Annotated in this window: 25 protein-coding genes; 13 read left to right on the forward strand and 12 right to left on the reverse strand. The window is 47.5% G+C overall.

Annotation, left to right across the window (positions count from 1 at the left end; translation table 11 throughout):
• The first annotated feature begins 93 nt into the window (after positions 1 to 93).
• From tca_RS08725 to tca_RS08735, 3 genes are all read left to right on the forward strand, one after another.
• Positions 94 to 372 carry a DUF5750 family protein gene (locus tca_RS08725; RefSeq protein ID WP_394339335.1) on the forward strand — a complete coding sequence of 93 codons (279 nt, stop codon included), beginning with the start codon at positions 94 to 96 and terminating at the stop codon, positions 370 to 372.
• A gap of 65 nt (positions 373 to 437) precedes the next feature.
• On the forward strand, positions 438 to 719 hold the full coding sequence (locus tca_RS08730; protein ID WP_115892860.1) for a hypothetical protein: 282 nt from the start codon (positions 438 to 440) through the stop codon (positions 717 to 719).
• The gene (locus tca_RS08735) at positions 709 to 1,149 is read left to right on the forward strand and encodes an HIT family protein (RefSeq protein ID WP_115892861.1); all 441 of its coding nucleotides are present in this window, start codon (positions 709 to 711) and stop codon (positions 1,147 to 1,149) included. Before tca_RS08730 ends, tca_RS08735 begins: the two co-directional genes overlap by 11 nt.
• A gap of 91 nt (positions 1,150 to 1,240) precedes the next feature.
• Here tca_RS08735 and tca_RS08740 read toward each other — a convergent pair whose 3' ends face one another.
• Complete coding sequence (locus tca_RS08740) at positions 1,241 to 1,645, reverse strand: ferritin-like domain-containing protein (protein ID WP_115892862.1); 405 nt, start codon at positions 1,643 to 1,645, stop codon at positions 1,241 to 1,243.
• A 187-nt stretch (positions 1,646 to 1,832) separates the two neighbouring features.
• Complete coding sequence (locus tca_RS08745; RefSeq protein WP_115892909.1) at positions 1,833 to 3,857, reverse strand: NosD domain-containing protein; 2,025 nt, start codon at positions 3,855 to 3,857, stop codon at positions 1,833 to 1,835.
• Between the two features lie 162 nt (positions 3,858 to 4,019).
• Here tca_RS08745 and tca_RS08750 point away from each other — a divergent pair, with 162 nt between their 5' ends.
• Complete coding sequence (locus tca_RS08750) at positions 4,020 to 5,123, forward strand: DUF362 domain-containing protein (RefSeq protein ID WP_115892863.1); 1,104 nt, start codon at positions 4,020 to 4,022, stop codon at positions 5,121 to 5,123.
• Positions 5,124 to 5,164: 41 nt separating this feature from the next.
• Here tca_RS08750 and nadA read toward each other — a convergent pair whose 3' ends face one another.
• The 5 genes from nadA to rnz form a co-directional block, all read right to left on the reverse strand.
• The gene (nadA, locus tag tca_RS08755) at positions 5,165 to 6,079 is read right to left on the reverse strand and encodes a quinolinate synthase (RefSeq protein WP_115892864.1); all 915 of its coding nucleotides are present in this window, start codon (positions 6,077 to 6,079) and stop codon (positions 5,165 to 5,167) included.
• Between the two features lie 161 nt (positions 6,080 to 6,240).
• Positions 6,241 to 7,320, reverse strand: a complete 1,080-nt coding sequence (locus tag tca_RS08760) for a roadblock/LC7 domain-containing protein (RefSeq protein WP_269899373.1) — start codon at positions 7,318 to 7,320, stop codon at positions 6,241 to 6,243.
• A 30-nt stretch (positions 7,321 to 7,350) separates the two neighbouring features.
• Complete coding sequence (locus tag tca_RS08765; protein WP_286708881.1) at positions 7,351 to 7,950, reverse strand: class E sortase; 600 nt, start codon at positions 7,948 to 7,950, stop codon at positions 7,351 to 7,353.
• The gene (locus tag tca_RS08770) at positions 7,951 to 8,697 is read right to left on the reverse strand and encodes a mechanosensitive ion channel family protein (RefSeq protein WP_269899375.1); all 747 of its coding nucleotides are present in this window, start codon (positions 8,695 to 8,697) and stop codon (positions 7,951 to 7,953) included.
• A 28-nt stretch (positions 8,698 to 8,725) separates the two neighbouring features.
• Positions 8,726 to 9,646, reverse strand: coding sequence for a ribonuclease Z (rnz, locus tag tca_RS08775; protein WP_269899376.1), 921 nt, complete (start codon positions 9,644 to 9,646; stop codon positions 8,726 to 8,728).
• Positions 9,647 to 9,741: 95 nt separating this feature from the next.
• Between rnz and nadC the strand changes: the two genes are divergently transcribed.
• Entirely contained in the window at positions 9,742 to 10,581 is an 840-nt protein-coding gene (nadC, locus tag tca_RS08780) for a carboxylating nicotinate-nucleotide diphosphorylase (protein WP_269899377.1), read from the forward strand.
• Positions 10,582 to 10,720: 139 nt separating this feature from the next.
• Positions 10,721 to 11,113, forward strand: coding sequence for a hypothetical protein (locus tca_RS08785; protein WP_048061151.1), 393 nt, complete (start codon positions 10,721 to 10,723; stop codon positions 11,111 to 11,113).
• Here tca_RS08785 and tca_RS08790 read toward each other — a convergent pair.
• From tca_RS08790 to tca_RS08800, 3 genes are read right to left on the reverse strand one after another with little or no spacing between them, the layout of a single operon-like run.
• A complete protein-coding gene (locus tca_RS08790; protein ID WP_115892869.1) occupies positions 11,110 to 11,700 on the reverse strand; it encodes a ZPR1 zinc finger domain-containing protein in 591 nt (196 codons plus the stop codon). The two genes, tca_RS08785 and tca_RS08790, sit on opposite strands and share 4 nt — an antisense overlap.
• Before the next feature lie 32 nt (positions 11,701 to 11,732).
• Positions 11,733 to 12,698 carry a 3H domain-containing protein gene (locus tca_RS08795; RefSeq protein ID WP_269899378.1) on the reverse strand — a complete coding sequence of 322 codons (966 nt, stop codon included), beginning with the start codon at positions 12,696 to 12,698 and terminating at the stop codon, positions 11,733 to 11,735.
• Positions 12,699 to 12,726: 28 nt separating this feature from the next.
• Positions 12,727 to 13,074, reverse strand: coding sequence for a roadblock/LC7 domain-containing protein (locus tca_RS08800; RefSeq protein WP_010877438.1), 348 nt, complete (start codon positions 13,072 to 13,074; stop codon positions 12,727 to 12,729).
• A 128-nt stretch (positions 13,075 to 13,202) separates the two neighbouring features.
• Here tca_RS08800 and tca_RS08805 point away from each other — a divergent pair, with 128 nt between their 5' ends.
• From tca_RS08805 to tca_RS08825, 5 genes are all read left to right on the forward strand, one after another.
• Positions 13,203 to 14,255 carry a DUF1611 domain-containing protein gene (locus tca_RS08805; RefSeq protein ID WP_269899379.1) on the forward strand — a complete coding sequence of 351 codons (1,053 nt, stop codon included), beginning with the start codon at positions 13,203 to 13,205 and terminating at the stop codon, positions 14,253 to 14,255.
• The gene (gene sepF / locus tca_RS08810) at positions 14,256 to 14,615 is read left to right on the forward strand and encodes a cell division protein SepF (protein ID WP_010877440.1); all 360 of its coding nucleotides are present in this window, start codon (positions 14,256 to 14,258) and stop codon (positions 14,613 to 14,615) included. It abuts the gene before it with no gap.
• An 8-nt stretch (positions 14,616 to 14,623) separates the two neighbouring features.
• Positions 14,624 to 15,724 (forward strand): DUF2226 domain-containing protein, encoded by a 1,101-nt coding sequence (locus tca_RS08815; RefSeq protein ID WP_170130339.1) that lies wholly within the window; start codon positions 14,624 to 14,626, stop codon positions 15,722 to 15,724.
• Positions 15,725 to 15,883: 159 nt separating this feature from the next.
• The gene (locus tca_RS08820; RefSeq protein WP_115892874.1) at positions 15,884 to 16,663 is read left to right on the forward strand and encodes a septum site-determining protein MinD; all 780 of its coding nucleotides are present in this window, start codon (positions 15,884 to 15,886) and stop codon (positions 16,661 to 16,663) included.
• A gap of 23 nt (positions 16,664 to 16,686) precedes the next feature.
• Positions 16,687 to 17,520, forward strand: coding sequence for a carbohydrate kinase family protein (locus tca_RS08825; protein ID WP_245942920.1), 834 nt, complete (start codon positions 16,687 to 16,689; stop codon positions 17,518 to 17,520).
• 21 nt (positions 17,521 to 17,541) lie between these two features.
• Here tca_RS08825 and tca_RS08830 read toward each other — a convergent pair whose 3' ends face one another.
• Positions 17,542 to 18,300 (reverse strand): TatD family hydrolase, encoded by a 759-nt coding sequence (locus tca_RS08830; protein WP_048061154.1) that lies wholly within the window; start codon positions 18,298 to 18,300, stop codon positions 17,542 to 17,544.
• Between the two features lie 77 nt (positions 18,301 to 18,377).
• Here tca_RS08830 and tca_RS08835 point away from each other — a divergent pair, with 77 nt between their 5' ends.
• Positions 18,378 to 19,232 carry a winged helix-turn-helix domain-containing protein gene (locus tca_RS08835; protein ID WP_115892876.1) on the forward strand — a complete coding sequence of 285 codons (855 nt, stop codon included), beginning with the start codon at positions 18,378 to 18,380 and terminating at the stop codon, positions 19,230 to 19,232.
• Between the two features lie 61 nt (positions 19,233 to 19,293).
• On the opposite strand, the gene tca_RS08840 is transcribed toward tca_RS08835, so the two are convergent.
• The gene (locus tca_RS08840) at positions 19,294 to 19,425 is read right to left on the reverse strand and encodes a hypothetical protein (RefSeq protein WP_269899848.1); all 132 of its coding nucleotides are present in this window, start codon (positions 19,423 to 19,425) and stop codon (positions 19,294 to 19,296) included.
• Between the two features lie 85 nt (positions 19,426 to 19,510).
• Here tca_RS08840 and tca_RS08845 point away from each other — a divergent pair, with 85 nt between their 5' ends.
• Positions 19,511 to 20,131, forward strand: coding sequence for a transcriptional regulator FilR1 domain-containing protein (locus tag tca_RS08845; protein ID WP_353681339.1), 621 nt, complete (start codon positions 19,511 to 19,513; stop codon positions 20,129 to 20,131).

Below are 20,131 nucleotides of genomic sequence, written 5' to 3' on the forward strand. Positions count from 1 at the left end.
GGAGCTACTGAGCTGATCTCAGAGCAGGCATGGTGTTCTGTGGGGCTTATTGATGATGATCCCAATCTACATAAATGATGGGTGGTGTTTTATTTGAAGGTTAAGGTTGAAGATTTTGGCTTCAGGGAAGATAGGGGTATGAACTATGTACGTTACAGGGTCTCGGGTCTTGATGAGGAGCTCACTGAGAAGCTGATTGAGAGGCTGGATGAGGACACTGAAAGGGATGAAGGGGACCTCATCATAACAGTGTTCTATGAAAGGGAGTACTTCCCCTTTGGGTCTGAGGAGTCAAAGGTTAAAATGGAGGACTTCATCGCAAGGGAGGAGATCGAGATGATGGTCTTCCTTTCAAGCGTCCTTGAGGACTGAGAGGCATAAAAGCGAATTTATGGTCCTGCTACTGATGAACTGGATCATGCCGGAAAGGGTGGAAGATGGTCCTTGTAGCTGTTGATGAACTCAAAAAATCCCCTGAAGGATGGAAACTCAGACTTAAGCTTATGATCCCGGATGAAATCAGGGAGGAAGCTATTGATAAACTTGCAGCTAAATTCAGGGACTACTCTTTCTCTGCTGGTCCCCGGGGGGTGGATGTTCTTGTTTCCTTCAGGATAACTGAGCCATGGGAGGATGAAACAGTTCATGAGGTGGTTGAAACAATAGTGGCTGAACTCTCATTATTTATAGATAGGATGGAGGGATCTGGTGGTCTTTGAGGAATACGATTTTGGGGAATATCTCTATGAAAGGGACCACTGGATTGTTTTCCTGGCACCCAACCAGAGCAACCTTGGCACCTGTGTTGTTGCCCTTAAGAGGGATGAGAAATTCCTTGGGAACCTCAGGAAGGATGAGTGGGAGGAAATGCTTCGCATAATCTCTGAAATTGAGGATGCTGTGAAGAAGGAATTCGGGGCAACCATGTTCAACTGGGGGGTCCTGCTCAACTCATTCTACCGCCAGAACACCCCACCACCCCACCTCCACTGGCACTTCATACCCAGGTACAGGGGGAAGGTCACAGTCAACGGTGAAACCTTCGATGACCCCTTCTTTGGTTACATGAGGCCCCGTCCACCAAAGAGAATATCAAGGGAAACCTTCCTTGAAATAGGAAAGAGAATACGCAGACGGATAAAGATATGAGTGGCTCCGAAGCTGGGTAAGAGGATAGTTAGATGGATAAAGATATGAGTGCTGAGTTCTGAGGGGGCCGATTCAGGAAATTACAGGCTGATTATAGTCGAGCTATACGCTCCCGGAACTCCTTCCTGTGCCTCTTCTCCTCATCAACAATGTGTCTTAAAACACCGACAACCTCATCATCATCTATTATCTCGATCTGCCTCTCATACTCTTCAATGCCCTCTGTTTCCTTCTCGATCTGCCTCTCAAGGCCCTCCTTTATATCTTCACCAACATACTCCACTTCACCAAGCTCCATGGATGGCCTACCTCCCCTCTTTGTTATGAGGTCAGCCAGCCACCACATATGCCTCATTTCATCGACTGCAATGGCCTCGGTCAGGCGGCTTATATCGCAGTCCTCGATGACAAAGGAATTGTAGGTGTACATCATGGTGGCCTCGAGTTCATGCCTGAAATCAATGTTGAGGAGCTCCAGTACTTCTTTTCTGTCCACAAGAATCACCCATATAATTTATGTTTTCTTCATTTATTTATCAGTTATCATCTTAGTCTCTATCAAAGACCTTCAAGTCTAATGAAGACTCAGGTAAAGCATTAAGGGGCTTCAGGAGTTCTATGACCTCATTTTTAGAATTAAGTTTGTTGTTAAGGGGTAATCTATAAAAAAAGGTGGGTGGGGATTAAAGTCTTCTGGCGGATGTTAGGCCTCCAAGAACCAGGAGCATGGAGACTATGATCCCTGCCACCGGTGAACCGGTTGTCTCCATCCCCACGACGGTTGTGGTGTTTGTCCTGTTGCCAGGACCTGGAGATCCCCGAATATTTACAGTGGTTTGAACGAGCTGGTAGTCTCTGGCGGTTACTGTGGCAGTACCCGGGCCTTCATCAGCCCTTAAAACCGTAATGGCCATACCATTGGTCCAGGGGACTGTTATAGATTTACTGCCCAGGTTCCCCAGGCTGGTTGTGAAGGTCACCCGTGGGCCGCTGAAGAAGAGGGCGGCATCTGCACTGTGATCACCACCAGCCACATCATGGTAGACACTGGCGGTAATGGTTGAGGTTTCAGAGGGATTTATGGTGGATGGACTTGCATCGATCTTCAGAACCAGCCAGGGATAATAATTCAGGGTTCCATTGCCAGGGAAGAATTTAGCGGTATCAGGATTGTTGGTGCCATACCAGTTGTAGGAGGCGTTTGTGTTACTGTTTTCCAGCTGATGGAAGAGTCTGTCCATGTCGTCCCGTATGGGCTTCAGGATGGGTTCCAATTCTGGATGCTCTTTAATGGCATCATCGAGGGGTTTAAGCATTTCATCGATGCTGGGCCCGAAGTTGGAAAATAAAAAGTTCTGGATATAATATTCGTAGCTGGCGATACGGTTGTAGTTTATTGTCCCGTCTGGTGAGCAGATCACTATACCTATCCCTGCGCCATCCCCTTCTATGTTGTTACCGGTGACCCTTGTTGTGTTAAAGCCTGCAGCCACCATGGAAACGTCACGGGTTCCATTTACTCCATTTACCATGTTATGGATCATTTCAAGATGTGCCAGGGCAACACCCACAATCCCTGCAGCCACACCCGGGGAGGTGATATCTGAAGCAATGTTATTTTTCAGGGTTGCATTGTTTAGGAGGCCCAGGCCTAACATGGCTACGGATGCACTGGCTTTGCTGATACCTGATACAAGGTTACCTTCCATTTTAAGGTCCCCGATGGCAACGATAACCATTCCAACTGCCTGTTGCCCCGCCACTATGGAGGATATTATATTTTTGGATATTTCAACGGTCCCATTTCCCACTATGGCTGCTTCAAGTGCATAGACAGAACTGTTGGCAGAACCCTGTAAATTGAAGATTCTGTTACCTGATATGATGGCATTAACGCTATCACTGACTATTTCCATTCCCATAATGGCACTGAAGGCAGTTACACCATCAATGATGTTCCCTGCAACCACTAAACTGGCCACACTGGCCAGCTCGGGGTTTCCACCGGCACCCTTGCTTTTTCCAAGCTGAAATCCGAATACGGCACCATTAGAAGTGCTTATATTTGACAGAGTGTTCCCGCTTAGATTAAAACTGTCTAAAGTCCCGTTCGTGGAAACAGTAACCCCACAGATGATTCCATCACCATTCATGTTTAATATGCGGTTTCCGGAAACCGTGAAGAAACCCTGGGAAATGTTAGCAAATATACCATTCTCATGAGGACCAGAAATAACGTTATTTAAGATTGTGGTGTTGCATCCTGAAACAGCGATTCCTGTTTTACCACCATTAATCCTGTTATTTTCAATTTTACAGTTATCTGCACTTATATTAATCCCGACACCATGGGGAGGGCTGTTTATTATGAAGCCCCTTATCGTGCTTCCGCTGCCATCACCGGTTCCATCCTTTACCAGGGTGAATGCTGTGTTAGCAGGATTTATTTCCACATCATCGCCGTTATTAGCCTGTATTATGAGTTTCTTGTTGACGGTGACATCCTCATGATAGGTTCCACAGTATACATTGATAATGTCACCGTCCAGGGTGCTGGAATTATCAATTGCTGCCTGGATCGAGGTGTAGATCTGACCTGACCCCACATCCCACTGGGTTGCCGATGCATTACCTCCACAGAAAAAACAAATAGCAACCAGAAAAAGACATCTATAAAAGTTAGAACAGGTTTTCTTCAAATTCTCCACCTTCTGTGTATATAAATATGTCAATGGATTACATTTAATGCTTTGCACTGTATTACTGGTGTCTCTTTTCTTTGAAGTGCTCTGAGGGGTCTTCAAGGAGGTAGCAGGTGATCGGTGGTTATATATTCTGTTTGATGATATCTCTTATAGGAGGGATGTTCTGTGGCATCTAAGGTTTACTTTGCAGACCTCAGGGCGAGATCTGCTGATGAGAATAAGGGGAGTAAGATAGGGAAACTCTTTGAGAGGGTATGCGGCAATCTTTTCTCAGAGGATGATGTGGTGGCTGTGAAGGTCCACTTTGGGGAAAGGGGGAATGATTCCTTTGTAAGTCCAGTGATTTTAAGGCATATTGTCGATAAGGTCAAGGATAGCGCCGCGAAGGTTTTTCTGACCGATACAAATACACTGTATTATGGTTCCAGGCATGATTCAGTTGATCACCTTGTTACCGCAATACTGAACGGTTTTGACTATGCGGTTGTCGGTGCTCCTCTTATAATTGCGGACGGACTCCATGGGGGGAATGAAAGGCTCGTGGAGGTGAATCAGAAGCATTTTGATACTGTGAAGATAGCCGGTGACATCCATGACTCCTCAGGGATGGTTGTGGTGTCCCATTTTAAGGGTCACGGGATGAGTGGTTTTGGAGGGGCCCTTAAAAACCTTGCAATGGGATGTGCAACACTCCATGGGAAACTGGAACAGCATGAGTGCGCAAAACCTGTAATAATGGGTGACTGTGACCTTTGCGGTGTTTGTGTTGAGGAGTGTCCTGTGGAGGCCATCACCCTCACTGAAGATGGTGTTAAGATTGAATATGATGAGTGTATAGCCTGTATGAACTGTATGGACAGCTGCCCAAATGAGGTCTATGATCTTAACTGGGAAGATGATGTGCCAGCATTCATTGAAAGGATGATGGAATATTCCCTTGGCGCTATTAAAGGTAAGGAGGGTAAGATTGCATACTTCAATTTCCTTACGAACATAACACCTGACTGTGACTGTGTGCCCTGGAGTGATTATCCCATCGTACCCGATATAGGGATACTGGTCTCCAGTGATCCCGTTGCAATAGATGCTGCAAGTTATGATCTTGTGAACCAGCAGCTGGGCCTCAGGGGGTCCATGCTTGAGAAGAATTTTGAGGAGGGCGCTGATAAGTTCAGGGGGGTCTGGACTGAGGTTGATTCAGGGTACCAGCTGGTTTATGCAGAAGAGATTGGTCTTGGATCACGAAGGTACCATCTTGTGAGGGTATGATCTCATTCAGGGGTTTTCAGGGATCTGTGTGGGCATGATCTCTATGTTGATACTTCGATCATCCTCTCAACAGCCCTACGGGCTCTCCTGGCGATTTCATCAGGGACCGTAACAACAAATTCCTCTTTTATAAGGGAATTTTTGACCTTCTCAAGGGTGTGAAGTTTCATGTTCTCGCATATGGCCTCTTCAAGGAGTGGTATGGTCTTCTTGTCTGATTCAAGGCTGATGCGTGTTGTCATGTCAACCTCTGTCCCGATTATGAAACTCTTGGCGTCCGATTCAAGGACCCTTCGGAGCATTCCTCCTGTGCTCAGAATGTGATCAGCAAGTTCCTGGACCTCAGGGTCACATTCAGGGTGTATGAGGAGCTCGGCTTCGGGGTATTTCTCCTTTGCGGCCATTACATCGCCGGCTGTGAACATCTTGTGGACATAGCAGTGCCCCTCCTCTGGTATGGGTATTATAGTTTTGTCTGTATGCTGCTGGACGTACCATGCAAGGTTTCTGTCGGGTCCAAAGAGAATCAGGTCTTCGTCAAGGCTTTCAACAACCCTGACGGCATTTGATGATGTGCACAGGATATCAGCCTCGGCCTTCGCCTCTGCGAGGGTGTTAACGTAGAGAACAACGGCGGCATCAGGATACCTCTTCCTGGCCATTTTCACATCCTCTGCACTGAGCATGTGTGCCATGGGACACTCAGCACCCCTGTCAGGTATCAGGATCTTCTTATCAGGATTCAGTATGTAGGCTGTCTCGGCCATGAAGTCCACTCCACAGAAGACGACAATATCCTTTCCCTCTATCCTTGATGCCTCAATGCAGAGCTCAAGAGAATCCCCTTTGAAATCTGCAATCTCCTGTATCTCTCTACTCTGATAATTGTGGGCGAGTATGATTGCATTTTTTTCCTTCTTTAACCTTAGAATGTCTCTTTGTAGCTGATTTAACATAAGCATCCCTACTGAGAGTTATCATAAGTAAAATTAAGAATTAATGCAGTTATTAATAGAATCTTATGTTTTATAAAGATTTCCATGAGACCTTTTTTGTCTGAAGTGGGTTTTCGGTATTATCTTTTATGAAGGTTTTTTGTGGTCCCTCTTTTAGGAGATCATTCCTCCCATATCTTCCTCAGCTCCGGGTGAATGGTCCCGGTTATTCCAAGTGCATCCATGACATCACTGTAGGCCCTGTGGATCCTGGTGAACTCGGGCCTTATCATCCCCCTGAACGCATCATACCCCATAACACGACCATAATTTTCTGTTATGGCCGTGATTATCCTCTCGAAGTCTTCCTTAATCTTCTCGAGACTGTGACCTGAGCCCGCTATGTTCTCTCTCAGCCTTCTGAAGTCGAGGGATGCGCTTCCCAGTACCTTCACGTCTCTGAGTGTTTCAGGGCATTCACTGTAGGGAAGGGACTTTCTGAGCATCCCACCTGCCGGGGCAACCCCCATTATCTTGCTGGCCCCGATTGACATTGCAAGGAGTACGTTCTCGTAGATTGTGAGGGCGGTTTCGATCTGCCCCTCAGGGTCACCAGGGACCTCAAGGGGCCTCAGTTCGGGTAGTGAGAGTGGAGGTTTGACCTCGGGTATTCCGGGTGATTCCATGGGTTCACGGTCACCCTCATCAGGCACTGATTCGCCCTCAGGGGGTCTGACGACCATTCCAGCTTCATCATCCATGGCATCAGATTCAGAGGAATCTGCAGAAGCATCGGATTCTAGTAAAGGCGTATCAGATACATCTGAGTCCTTAACCTCGCTGATTTTGGGCTTTCCTCTAACAGCAGTGTATTCTGGTTCTGTAACTGTAGCTTCATCCCTATCAGGGGCCATGGCCGTCTTCAGGGAAGCCAGTTCACTGGCCATATCAGGTTCTGAGAGTTTGCGCATGGTCTTCCTTGCAAGAAGAATAATCCTCCCGAGATTGGATCTCCTGTCAGCCATTACGAGTAACTGGTGTCTGTCGTTCAGGAGCACCATCTTCCCGCCAGGGAACTCCATCACGGCTGACCTGTATTCCCCCTGCCCTGCCCGGTTTATGAGTTTACCTGAGGCATCGGCCATCACCTGCGCCATTGATCCCACGTCCCTGCTGAATGATCCGGCACCGTAGAGGATCTCCCCTGACCTGTCGGTTATGATAACCCCCTCGACACCATCAATTTCCAGGATTTCACCCACTATCTCTTCAATTATTCTAAAACCCCCGCTTTAGATGTTCTCCTTCTTTACAAGTTTGCAGTGTGTTATCCACGCAGCCTTCTTCTGGCAGGGGGGATAACATGTTATGAGCATTAGCCTTGCATCCCCGCTCTGGGAAAACCTCACAGGGTTTGTTTTGTAGTCCCACCTTATATCATCACCATTGGATGTCACAGCGTATATGTAGCGGATGGAGGATGATGTATCCTCTATGATTACCCGGTCACCCTTCCTCAGCGCTCCGATCTTCCTGAAGGGTCCTGAGTAGGTTGTCCTGTGTCCGAGGATTCCGCACTCCCCACCAGATCCCGGCATAACGCTTTCAGGATAGTGGTATACTGATTCATAGGCATTTACGGTGTCCTCCCTTATCCAGCACTTCACCCCTATGCTGGGTATGATGAGCCTTCCAATGACAGGGTCACCGGAGCCGGCGCTGCTGCTGGGGACAGGGTCAAATAGCTCCCTGGGAGCATTCCTGTAATTCTCAAGGTGGGTCCTTGATCTTTCAAGGGCCTTGTAGTCCTCGAATCCCTTTATTATGATACCTGAACTTAGCATGATGAAAAAAAGGCATATGAGGGGTGCGTAGAGTCTTGTTTTCTTCATTTATGACCCTTCTCTGTATTTCCTCAGGATTTTTTTCACATGACCGGCAATGACGGACCTGTATTTTGTCACCCTGTCAGGGTCAGGGATCCAGGCAGTTACCTTGGCGCTGATGCCAGTATCAGTGAATTCCAGTATGATCAGTCCGGGTTCAGGGTCCTTCAGTATCCCGGGAACCCTCATGAGGATGTCCTTCACATCGGATTCAAATTTCTCCAGGTCGATGTCATAGTCAAGGTTGACCCTCAGTTCAACCCTCCTACGGTCCTCAGCACTGTAATTTACATAGGCTGTTTTTGAGAAGGTGGAGTTTGGAACCGTCACCAGTCCGGCCTCCGGAGTTTCTATCGTCGTTGTCCTGAATCCAACCCTCCTGACCCTGCCCCGCTGGCCGGCAACTTCGATGGTGTCACCCACCCTGAAGCTCTTATCTGCAAGGATGAACATCCCGGATATGAAGTTGGATATGATGTCCCTTGATGCAAAACCCACTGAAACACCTGCTATTCCCAGGCTAACGGTTATCGCAGTTATGTCCATGCCGAGTTCCCGCAGCACTATGCTTGCTGCGATGAAATAAACACCGTACTTTATTATGTCATTGATGACCTGTATGAGGGTGAGGTCAAGTTCCCATTTTCTGGCTGACTTCCTGAGGAAGTAGGATGTCCACTTAACAAGGAGGACCGCCACCATCACGGTTACAGTTATTATTAGAATGGTTTCAATTTTCGGGAGTGGGATCATCAGCCTTTACCTCCCTCTGGAGATTGTTTCAATTTTCAGGATTGGAGTCATCAGCCTTTACCTCCAGTGTCATCAGGTCATCTGCAACCTCAGTCATGGGGAAAACCTCCCTGGCAGCTTCCAGAATGACCTCGGTGCGCTTGTACCGTGTGCTGAGGTGTGTGAGGATCAGTCTCTTCACCCCTGCGGATCTGGCAACTTCTGCAGCTTCCCTGGCGGTGGAGTGTCCGCTTTCAGCGGCCTTGTCCTCACTACCGGCCTCAAGGGTTGATTCATGTATAAGGAGATCCGCACCCTCCGCTAGTTTTATAACAGACTCACAGGGGCGGGTATCTCCAGAGTAACATATCTTCAGGCCCTTTCTGGGGCTTCCAAGGACCTCCTCAGGCATTATTACCCTGTCACCGACCGTCACGGGTATGCCTCTGTGTAGTTTCCCGAAGGCCGGGCCCGGTTTGAGTCCCAGTGCAATGGCCTTCTCTCTGAGGAACCTGGGCCTTTTCTTTTCCTCGAAGCAGTATGCGAGGTTGAATACTGAGTGGGAGGCCGGGGCTGAGGTGACACGGTAGTCATCCTCTTCAACAACAGTACCACCCCTCACCTCCTGGACGTTGATATCGAAGTCAAGGGTGAAGTAGCCCATCTTCATTATGCATTCATGCAGTCCCTGGATCCCTGGCGGACCATAGATCTCCAGTGGTTCCTCACGACCCCTGAAACCCATGGACTGTATCATCCCGGGTATTCCGAGTATGTGGTCCCCGTGGAGGTGTGTTATGAATATCCTTGTAACCTTCATGGGACTGATTCCTGCAAGGGCCATCTGCCGCTGGGTTCCCTCACCGCAGTCAAAGAGGAATACCTCACCGGGTATGCGGAGGGCTATGGAGCTGTGGTTTCTGTTTTTTGATGGGACCGCTGATGATGTGCCGAGGAATGTAACTTCCATCATATCACTCTTTCATAAATGTTCTTCTTTCGCATATCTCCCTGCTGGACATAAGATTTATAATTCTTCCATTTATATTAATTTAGGGGATCTTTATGATTGATATTATCAGGGAGATGATCAGGGCCGATGTGGGATTTGAGGATATAACAACCGAGGCACTCATTGACAGGGGAACCAGGGTTGTGGCGGATATCGTTTCCAGGGAAGAGGGAGTTGTTGCAGGTGTTGACGTTGCCGAGATGATGGCCCGGGAGTTCTCCATATCCCTCATCAGGTGGAAGGATGATGGTGATCCCATAAGTGGCGGTGAGAGGGTTCTAACCCTTGAAGGGGATGCCAGAGACATCCTTATGGTTGAGAGGACCATGCTGAATCTCATGATGAAGATGAGCGGTATAGCAACCCTGACGCGGAGCATGCTTCAGAGGGCGAGGGCGGTAAATGATGGTATAAGGATAGCGGCCACAAGGAAAACAACGCCGGGTCTTCAGTGGTTTGAGAAACAGGCTGTGAGGATTGGTGGTGGCGACACCCACCGCTTCAGGCTTGATGACTGTGCAATGATCAAGGACAATCACATCGCCATTGTGGGCAACATTGAGGATGCGGTGAGGCGTGTGAGGGATCATGTGAGTTTCACAAAGAAGGTTGAGGTTGAGGTTGAGAGTCCCGATGATGCAGTCCGGGCGGCTGAGGCCGGAGCTGATATAGTACTCCTTGATAACATGTCACCTGAGACAATCCGGAATACCCTGGAGGAACTTGAAAGGCGCGGGCTCCGGGATGATGTCATAGTGGAGGCATCAGGGGGCATCAAACCGGATAATATTGAACTTTATGCTTCTACCGGCGTTGAAGTGATATCAATGGGTTTCATAACAGCTTCAGCTCATCCAGTTGACCTCAGCCTTGAAATAAGGGGGCTAAAATGAGTTTTAATTCTGGTGATTGGAACCATCAATCTACTTAATTTGATACCGTCCACTTAACATTATAATTGATGGTTTCTTCAATTATATGGAATACATTTATATACCTTGACATAGATATAGTCCCATGGAGGTTGAAATTATGGAAAATGAAGAGTTTCAGAATAATAATGCTGATGTCACTGAAACTGAAGAGGAAACTGAAGAATTACCCTTTGCAAAGGCAGAGGTTGTCAGACTGATGAAACAGCACCTTGACAGCGATAAGATGATACGTGAGAGAGTCAAGGTTGAGATGAACAAGTTCCTCGGTGAGATCCTTGAAAAGGTCTGCACCCAGCTGAACCAGTACCCCTATGCAACAGTGGAATATGAAATGCTTAAGGAGTGCATATATCCCTACAAGAACATTGAAAGGATCAACCAGGAGAAGGAACGCCTCCTGGCCCACCTTGAGGCAATAAAGGCGGACTGTGATTCCATGGCCATGGATATCCAGCGCACACTTAAACTCAGGGACGTGGATGAGGATTAATCCTCATCATCATTCCCTTCTGATTCAAAAACAAGGAATCCCGTTTTCAGAGACCTTATTTCATCCTCTGAAAGTTTTTCCTTCAGGGCCAGGGGGTGACCCACAAAGCTCTGACCGAAGGGGTCCTCTATTATCACTGTAACTTTTCTGACACCTTCACGAACTTCATGGAGCATTTCAAGAATCTTTGAGGCCTTTTCCTTTGATTCATCATCCTCAAACAGGTTCAGGGCGGTTTTAAGCGCGGTTTCAAATCTTTCAACAACGCCCTCTATGTTTGAGATGTAACCCGCTGACCTGGGACCTGGCTCGACCTTGAGTCCAAGTTCAGGTATCCTGATGGTTGCTGATTGTGACTTAACGACCCTTGCGTTGAGTGTATCCTCCCCGGCCTCGATGATGTACCTGGAGGGTTCCTTCTGTTCGAGGCATATGATGTCGGTGCTCCTGTAATTGCACCTTTCACAGATTAGTACTGACTCCATTATCTCTCCAAAGTAGGGAATCTTTTCAACCCTTGTTACTGCAGTCATGCACCGTTCTCCACCGCAGACCGGACAGTCAATTTTCATATCCTGCTGATTCACACTGTCACCCCTTGATGTTACTGGATTTACTTTCAGTCCCCATCCTCATCATGGTAGACCAGTCCACTCTCTTCCAGTTCCCTGAGTATCTCCTGAAGAGTTTCGGGATCTGGAGCACATATTCGGTGGCTGTGAACATTATTCGAGAGTGTGTAGAGCCTTTCAAGATCTCTTTTCCTCTTGGGACTCTCATTTAATCTTTTAACAAATCTTTCAGCTTCAGCCGGATCATATACGTTCACTTCACGTTTGAGGGGCTGCGAGAACCCGGGTATCGGGTAGGAGACATCAACAATCCTGCCACCATGTCTCTTTATTATTATGTCAATCACATCACCCAGCCGTTCAACCGGGTGCTGGAGGGTCACCTCGGTGCAGTTCTCCCTTATGAAGGAGAGCATCCTCCTGATTGTACAGTTTATATCATCATTGTTGATAACCGGGACACCATGTTCCCTCGCATTCCTGACAAGGTAATCATGGATTACGCGGTTCTCCCGGAAGTATTCAAGGTGTTTACCACCTCTCTTAATCTCCATGGCCCTCTTGACGAAGCGTTCCTTATGAACATTCTCCTCGGCCGCCAGAACAAAAAAATGAATTGAAGCATTTTCACTGAACTTTTCCGTGTTTATGAGTCCGGGGAGGAGGTGGACGCCCTCTATAACAACGTCATCAGAATCTGCAACAGCCCTCTCTATGACCTTCTCAATGGCGGGAATTACGAAAGAGGCATGGTCCTCAAAGCCAGCGCATATCAGTGACTCCATACTATTTCCCTGAAAGCGCTCCTTGTCCCTGAGTGCTGTGTAGGCATCAAAGGATGATCTGTGAAGTGTAGGCGCATAATCTGGCCCGATGATACCCCTGACTATCTCCCTTATAAAATCTGTTTCTATGAGGTGCTTTATGCTCAGTTCCCTTGCAAGTTCAGATGCCACCGTGGACTTCCCTATACCTGAGGCACTTCCAATGAGTATAACGTAGGGCTTTCTCAATTTATACTCCCCAAAACTAAAATAAAGATTATGTCAGGAGGTCCTTCACGCGTTCAGCGCTTCTCCTCATCTCTATACGTATAAGTCCAAGATTTATATCAACATCAGTTATGAGTACAAGTATTCCCTCCCCTGCATCTATCATGAGAGTTTTACCCCTGGTACCCTCAATCATGACCTGTTCAAGGGGCTCGTGTTTTATCTCCTCGGCTGACCTCTCGGCGGTACCGAACACTGCTGAAGCCATTGCAGCAACCAGTTCCCCATCGATATCAGATGGCACCTCACTCTCAATTACCAGACCATCCTTACCAACAACAAGGGAACCGTTTACCCCATTGATCCTACCTAAATCTTTAAGTATTCTTGCTATCATACTATGCCTCCATAAACAGAGTATTCCACCTAAAATATATATGCTTTAAGCATTTATTAATTAAATGGGTATGACTAACTAATTAACAGTTTCTATTTGATTCCAGCAAGTATTAAAGGAGTGATTATTTGCACACATTATCTTCTGTGGAGGAACTCAGGGAGCTGAATCCATTCATAGTAATAGGCTGTGGTGGTGGCGGAGAAAAATTCGCAAACTTTGCGGGTGTTGAGGCGGTAGGATTTGTGGATGACGACCCCAAAAAACATGGAACTGAATTTTGCGGATTTAAGGTATCATCAAGCCTTCTTGACCTTATAAAGGAGACAGACGCCCGTAGCGTTGCCATCATGCTCCCCATAGGTGCCGAGGGCACAGCCCTCAAGTACGCTGTCCAGGCAATAAATGAGGGCAAAAACGTTGTCACCTCCTTCAGATCACTCCCCCTATCAGAGAACACTTCACTTATTAAATTCGCTGAAAGGATGAATGTGACCATAAAGGAGATAAGCCCCAGGCTCGATAACATCCGGAGGATATTTGGAGTAGCCCCTTCACGCTGCACAGAGGTGCTCCCCAAGATAAATTACAGGCATAAGGCACCGCTTGTATTTGTTGGTGGAACCTCACAGGAGTGCGGTAAGCGTACAACCACAAGGCTGCTGGGAAAGGAGGCCATTGAGAGGGGCCTTGAGGTTGGCGTGATATCAACCGATGAAATGGGTCTGGAACAGCCAGTGGATATAAACTTCCGTGCAGGCAGTCTTTCGGTGATGGATGTTGCAGCGGCCATCATGGGGTCAGTCAGGTACCTTGAGGAGGAAAAGAACCCTGACATCATATTCATAGAGGGGCAGTCCAGTCTGACTGAAAGGGGTAACCCCCATCCCAGGGGCTTATCAGCTTCGATACTCATAGGTTCAATGCCAGATGCCACAGTGCTCTGTCACAGACCAAACCATCCCTACAGAAAACCTCGAGGAATAAAAGAGGAGATAAGGGCCATAGAGGCACTCGAGCCAACTAAGGTTATAGGCATTTCCTTAAATTTAAGAAACATTAATGACAGATCAATAATGGAGGAATATGAAAAACGTTTCGGGCTTCCTGTTGTCGATGTTAAAAATGGGGGGGCATCAAGATTGATGGACGTCATCACGGAATACATAGGGGAGATTTAGTTGAGGGACATTCTGGAAATGCTGAAAAAAAGTGTCGGACTGGACGAGGAAGTAAGGGAATCCGAGGAGACAGAGACGATAATAGTGCCGGAACATTCGTTTTATGAGATAATCCTACTGAGGGCAGGATCCTTGGGGGATGTGGAGGACGCACTTTCCCAGGTTATCGAGGAGAAAAATCCGGTTATACTTGACTTAACCGAAATTCAGAGGGATAATCCTGAAGACTTCACAGCCGTCGGTGAACGCATAAAGGATCTGAGGGAGAACCACGGAGCTGAGGCTATACTGATCTGCAATAAGGAGAAGAATGTTGTTATAATAACTCCAAGGGAAATCAAACTCATCAGGAAGGGGTAGTGAACGTAATGGAGCTTCCAATCACCAAACCATCAAAGATATCCTACGGTGATGAAATAGACTTCACGGAACTTCTTGAAAGACTCGCCAGGGATGAATACAACGGCTTCATAAGGGTTACGCATGCATCGGATGAGGGTTACATCCTTTTCAGGGACGGATCACATGTCGCAGCATCCTACGGACGTTTCATGAAGGGGGAAGCTCTTGATAGGATAATGGAGGTGGCTGATAAAACAGACACCCTGATAGAACTGTTTGACCTTAAAAGGTCACAGCTGGACTATCTCATGGATATAAACAAGATCTACAGAATCGAAGAGACTGCGGCTGAGATAACTGAAATGCCCGAGGTTGAGGAGGAGTCCTACTTCAACCCCAAGGAGGCAAGCTACAGGCAGCCAGTAACCCCCCGGGAACCTGTAACTGAAAATGAGGAAGATGTTAAGGTCAGTGAAGTGGCTCCTGATTCAACAGGAGATGTTTCTGGCGAGGCTGATCAGGGAGTGACTTCAGGTATGGATGTGGAGGTTGAGGGTGATGAAGGAACATCTGAATTAACAGATGATAGTTCTGAGGAGACCTCTCAGGAGGAAGCAACGGTAACAGAATATACTGAAGTTCCACAGGCTTCTGAAGTTTCTTTCACTGAGGGCACCGTCCAGGAATCTGAAGATGAGTCTGAAGAGACCCGGAAACCCCTCAGCAGGGATGAACTCATGAAAAAATATGGTCTCAAGGATATCGGTGAAGAAGAGGTTGAAAGGGTTCTTGAGACATACAAAGGAGGTGCAATTACAGATATAGACCCTGAGAGGGTTGAACTCACCCTGATGAATAAGATAAAGATGTCAATACTTGGAATACCCAAAATAAAGGGTGCTGAGGTCATAGTATTCCTTGACAACGCCTATGACCTCAGTGGGAAGATAAAGATAATGGTTGAACATGAGGGTAAGGGACTGTTCTCAAGGATAATGGGGGACTCCAAGGAGGAGGACAAACTCAAGTTCCACATAATGGACATCGTCGAGATGGAGCTCAGGAAGACCTTCAGGGATTTCCCTGAGATTGTGGATAACTTTGAGGTGAGTATTGAGATACGCTGATCAGATAAGGTCAACTGTTGCCTGGATCGGGATATCCTGTCCAGAACTAACAACATTTTTATACCGGACTTGCATGTCTTCAAAGTAGGGTAATGAAAAAGGCGACGCGTGTAACAATATTTATATCGGAATGACTGATTATTATCTGGAGGTATTGGAATGACAAGAGTGATTACAGTTGCATCCGGTAAGGGAGGTGTGGGGAAGACAACCATCACTGCAAACCTGGGTGTTGCGCTCTCAACCTACGGTGAAAGGGTTGTCGTACTTGACGCTGATATAGCAATGGCAAACCTTGAATTAATCCTTGGGATGGAGGGAAAATCCGTTACACTGCATGATGTCCTTGCAGGTAATGCTTCAATCGAGGACGCTGTTTATGAGGGACCAAACGGTGTAAGGGTCGTCCCGGCAGGTATATCCCTTGAGGGTCTGAGGAATGTCAAGCTGGACCGTCTGGAGGATGCCCTGGCCTACCTTATAGAGGATACTGATATACTACTCATAGACGCCCCTGCAGGGCTTGAAAAGGACGCTGTAGCAGCCCTTGCAGCTGCAGATGAACTTCTGCTTGTCACAACACCTGAGGTGCCATCAATAAGCGATGCCCTCAAGACAAAGATTGTTGCAAGTAAACTGGATATAAACATAATAGGTGTTGTTATAAACCGTGAACAGTACGATAAAACCTTCCTGAGTGTTGAGGAGGTTGAAACAATACTCGAGGTCCCTGTAATTGCAGTTATACCGGACGACCCCGAGGTAAGCCGCGCAGCCGCCTTTGGCGAGCCGATAGTCATTAAGAATCCAAAGTCACCGGCAAGTAACGCCCTCATGAAGCTTGCAGCAGACCTCATTGGCGAGGAATACCAGCCAATTGAGCCTGACAAGCAGGGAGTTATTGCGAAACTCATAAGCGGTTTAATGGGGCGGAGATGATCACCCCCCGGTGATTTATTTTGATGCGTGTTGTCAGTGTCGGGACCTGTAACATGGACTTTATCTTCAGGGTGCAGGATTTTGTTGAACCTGACTCTGAGATGTACATAGATGATATCCACATCCTTCCAGGGGGTTCCGCCCTCAACTTCGCTGTCTGGATCTCAGCCCTTGGTTTCAGTTCAGGCATCGTGGCTGCCACCGGCGGAGACATGTACGGAGAAATAATAAGAGCCAGACTGGAATCAGAGGGTGTATCCACAGGGTGTCTTTCCGTGGTTGAAAAACCTACAGGCATGGCCTTCATATCAGTTGATGGCTCAGGCAGAAGGTCAATATATTCATATATGGGGGCCAATGCAGAACTTGAGATCGGAACACCTGAGGGGCGGTGTATCAGGGCTGCAGATGCTGTCCATCTTAGTGGCTGCTACGTTGAAGTTGCACAGAGGGTTGCTGAAATCAGGAAGATTTACTTCAGTCCAGGCCGCCTTCTGGCAGGCTATGGCCTCGATGTCCTTGAACCGGTACTCAGGAAAACGGAGGTCCTGTTTCTGAATGATGATGAACTTGAGATTCTCACGGGGTCCCGTAAATCAGGGATTTCCAGGTTACTGGGTGTCGGTGTTGATAATGTTGTTGTAACCCATGGACCAGGGGGCGCGTCCTTCTTCTCAGCTGACCATTCCCTGGAGATGAAGGTTGAGGATGCTGGAGCCATCGACACAACCGGTGCAGGCGATGCCTTTGCAGCAGGTTTCATGTCAGAATGGCTCAGGGAATATGAGCCATTAGAATGTCTCAGGGGAGGTCACAGGGCAGCCCTTAAGGTGATTTCAAGGTTTGGAGCTTTTTAATGGGTTTTTTTGAGTTCCGGATTAGTTAATTTTGATGAGGTCTCTGATGTTATCCCGGGACACCCTCCTTATCTCTCTTCTCCCGAAGCCCTCCATCCTCATCCGGTGAACTGTCCTTGGAACAGAAAGGGGATCTGATGGTGCAGAGCTCATGTCACTGTTTATGACAAATCTTTCGGTCCCGTATTCCCTGAGAATTTCTACTGCTTCAGCAGGAGTGAGCTTCTCCGGCTGCACGGTGAGGCCAAGAATACATTCAGTTTCAATCAGATGAGGGAGCACATCCATGTTAACATGCTCAATCACGGCCCTCCTCTCATCAATGTTCTCTCCAACAAGATCCACTATCAGTGGGGTTATCTCGGCCTTTCTGGTGCGGGGTGTGTGCACAATTACAGGGAATCCCAGCTCATCTGCCATCTGCATCTGCTCTATGAAGACCTCTTTTTCAATTTCTGACCCCGAGTCAAGGCCTATTTCACCCACAGCAACAACAGATGAATCCTTAAGGAGAGCTGGAAGTTCTTCAAGGACCCTCCCATGATCAGGGGGTATGGCCCTCGGGTGCATCCCCAGTGCCAGGTGCAGTCTGAGGCCTTTACGGGAGGCCCTCCCCGGCTCAACCATGAGAACTCTCCTGAGGTGTGCAAGGATTACATCTGCTGATAGGGCCTCAAGAGGGTCATGGGCACATGCGATGGCTTCTTCAACACCACTCACAGCCATCAACTCAAAATCCTCGATGGGTCTAGTATCTGCATGTATATGACTGTCTATCAGTTCAACTCCTCCCTTTTCATTCTATCAAAATATTTAACCCTGAAGGATATAAGTGTAGTGAGAGGAGTGGTGTATGCATGCATGGCGAGATACTCACTGATGTATATGAATATCTTTATGATGACCTTCAGTTCATCCTTAAATCAGCGGCAAGATTCAGGATAATAGCTTCTCTTCTGGAATCACCGAAAACCTTTGATGAGATAAGGGGGGATGTTAGGGTCAGCCTGCCAGCACTCTACAGTAACCTAAGGCTGCTTATGGATGAGGGTTCAGTCCGGTTGAGGGGGGACCGTTACAGCCTCACCCCGGAGATGAAACTCATGGGACTCTCCGCACTGAAGCTGTTTGATTCTGTGAGGGTTATAAATGGCCTTGAGGATATATGGCTTGACCATGATATAAGCGGGATCCCTCAGGAACTCCTTGAGGATATTGACTGGCTCATCAATTCAGAACTCATAGTGGCATCACCTGCAGATATATACAGGCCCCATAACACATACAGGGAACTCATAAGGGGCTCCAGTGAGATATACGGTGTTTCACCCATCTCCCACAGGGATCTCATCGATATATATGAGGGGTTCCTTGAGGAGGGTGTACCCATCGAACTCGTTCTGAGTGACGGTGTTATAAGGGAAATGGTTTTAAATGCAAGCTTCAGTCTTTTAAGGACATCCATTAAAAACAGAAACCTGAGGGTAAGACGTTTTGAAGGTGCTCTGAGGATTGCCTTCACAGTAACCGATAAGTTCCTGTCACTGGGCCTCTTTGATAGGAACGGGTTTTATGACCAGAACAGGGATATCATGAGCACCGATGCCAGGGCCATTGAGTGGGGCCTCCGGCTTTATGAGCACTACCGTGAAAGATCAGAAAAGCTTGGACTCAGGAACCTTACGAAGATAATGCTTTCAACAGGGAACTAGCTGATCTGGAGGGAACCGGAATGAAATTTAAACTGTTATCACCACGTGATGAAGGTGATTTTCAGAATCTCCTTGCTGACATCAGATTTCTGGCCGGCTCACGGGTCAGGTCAAAGATTATATTTGCACTGATGGACGGTGAAAGGTCCATTTCTGATATCAGGAGGAGTATGATGGCTCCAGATTCAACCATAACCCATTCCTTAATGGAATTAGAATCAAAAAAGCTGGTTGAGAGGAGTCAGGATTCCTGCAGATTGACTTCAAAGGGGAAACTTATGGGTGCGGTCCTTTCGAGGTTCATAGCTTCACTGGATGCAGTCAGACTTCACAGGGACTTCTGGAATGAACACTCAATAGGGGTCATACCCCTGGAATTTCTGATGAAGATAAATGTATTCAGGGACGCCTACACCCTTGAAGCCAGCCCGGGTAAACTTGAGGAGCCGTATGCAACCTATCTGGAGATGCTGGATAACTCCACCCACCTCAGGGCAATGCTCTCGGTGTGCCTGCCCCGACACACAGATGCCATAGGCCGTTTCCTTGAGATCGGGGGAGCAGCTGAAGTCATACTCACACCTGATAGCTGTCCTGTGTTTCTAAGGGAATCGGCAGGTATGAATCTGAAGGAAGCAATGGATTCTGGTCTTCTCAGGATCGGAATCCTTGAGGAGAAACAGGAAATATCATATATTGTCTCTGACACCTTTTTTGCGATGAGCCTCAGGAGGGAGGGAGGATCTGACCCATCAAGTACAAGGGTCATAATGGGTCACGGTGATGAACTCCTGCGGTGGGGTAACGAGCTCTTTGATTATCACTGGAGCCTCTCCACGGGTCTGGACAGTGAAATGCTGGATGTTAATGTGGATGAGGTGGTCCCGGCAGAGGAATGA

The organism is Methanothermobacter sp. EMTCatA1 (assembly GCF_002356395.1).
GTDB lineage: Archaea > Methanobacteriota > Methanobacteria > Methanobacteriales > Methanothermobacteraceae > Methanothermobacter > Methanothermobacter thermautotrophicus.

Excerpts from the sequence above, each read along its gene's own strand:
- tca_RS08835 (WP_115892876.1), top strand. The coding sequence starts at position 18,378 with ATGCATGGCGAGATACTCACTGATGTATATGAATATCTTTATGATGAC.
- tca_RS08730 (WP_115892860.1), top strand. The coding sequence starts at position 438 with ATGGTCCTTGTAGCTGTTGATGAACTCAAAAAATCCCCTGAAGGATGG.
- tca_RS08840 (WP_269899848.1), bottom strand. The coding sequence starts at position 19,425 with ATGGTTGAATCTGGAGCCATCATACTCCTCCTGATATCAGAAATGGAC.
- tca_RS08770 (WP_269899375.1), bottom strand. The coding sequence starts at position 8,697 with ATGATCCCACTCCCGAAAATTGAAACCATTCTAATAATAACTGTAACC.
- tca_RS08765 (WP_286708881.1), bottom strand. The coding sequence starts at position 7,950 with ATGAAGAAAACAAGACTCTACGCACCCCTCATATGCCTTTTTTTCATC.
- nadC (WP_269899377.1), top strand. The coding sequence starts at position 9,742 with ATGATTGATATTATCAGGGAGATGATCAGGGCCGATGTGGGATTTGAG.
- nadA (WP_115892864.1), bottom strand. The coding sequence starts at position 6,079 with ATGTTAAATCAGCTACAAAGAGACATTCTAAGGTTAAAGAAGGAAAAA.
- rnz (WP_269899376.1), bottom strand. The coding sequence starts at position 9,646 with ATGGAAGTTACATTCCTCGGCACATCATCAGCGGTCCCATCAAAAAAC.
- tca_RS08800 (WP_010877438.1), bottom strand. The coding sequence starts at position 13,074 with ATGATAGCAAGAATACTTAAAGATTTAGGTAGGATCAATGGGGTAAAC.
- tca_RS08785 (WP_048061151.1), top strand. The coding sequence starts at position 10,721 with ATGGAAAATGAAGAGTTTCAGAATAATAATGCTGATGTCACTGAAACT.
- tca_RS08815 (WP_170130339.1), top strand. The coding sequence starts at position 14,624 with ATGGAGCTTCCAATCACCAAACCATCAAAGATATCCTACGGTGATGAA.
- tca_RS08825 (WP_245942920.1), top strand. The coding sequence starts at position 16,687 with ATGCGTGTTGTCAGTGTCGGGACCTGTAACATGGACTTTATCTTCAGG.
- tca_RS08820 (WP_115892874.1), top strand. The coding sequence starts at position 15,884 with ATGACAAGAGTGATTACAGTTGCATCCGGTAAGGGAGGTGTGGGGAAG.
- tca_RS08845 (WP_353681339.1), top strand. The coding sequence starts at position 19,511 with ATGGGTGCGGTCCTTTCGAGGTTCATAGCTTCACTGGATGCAGTCAGA.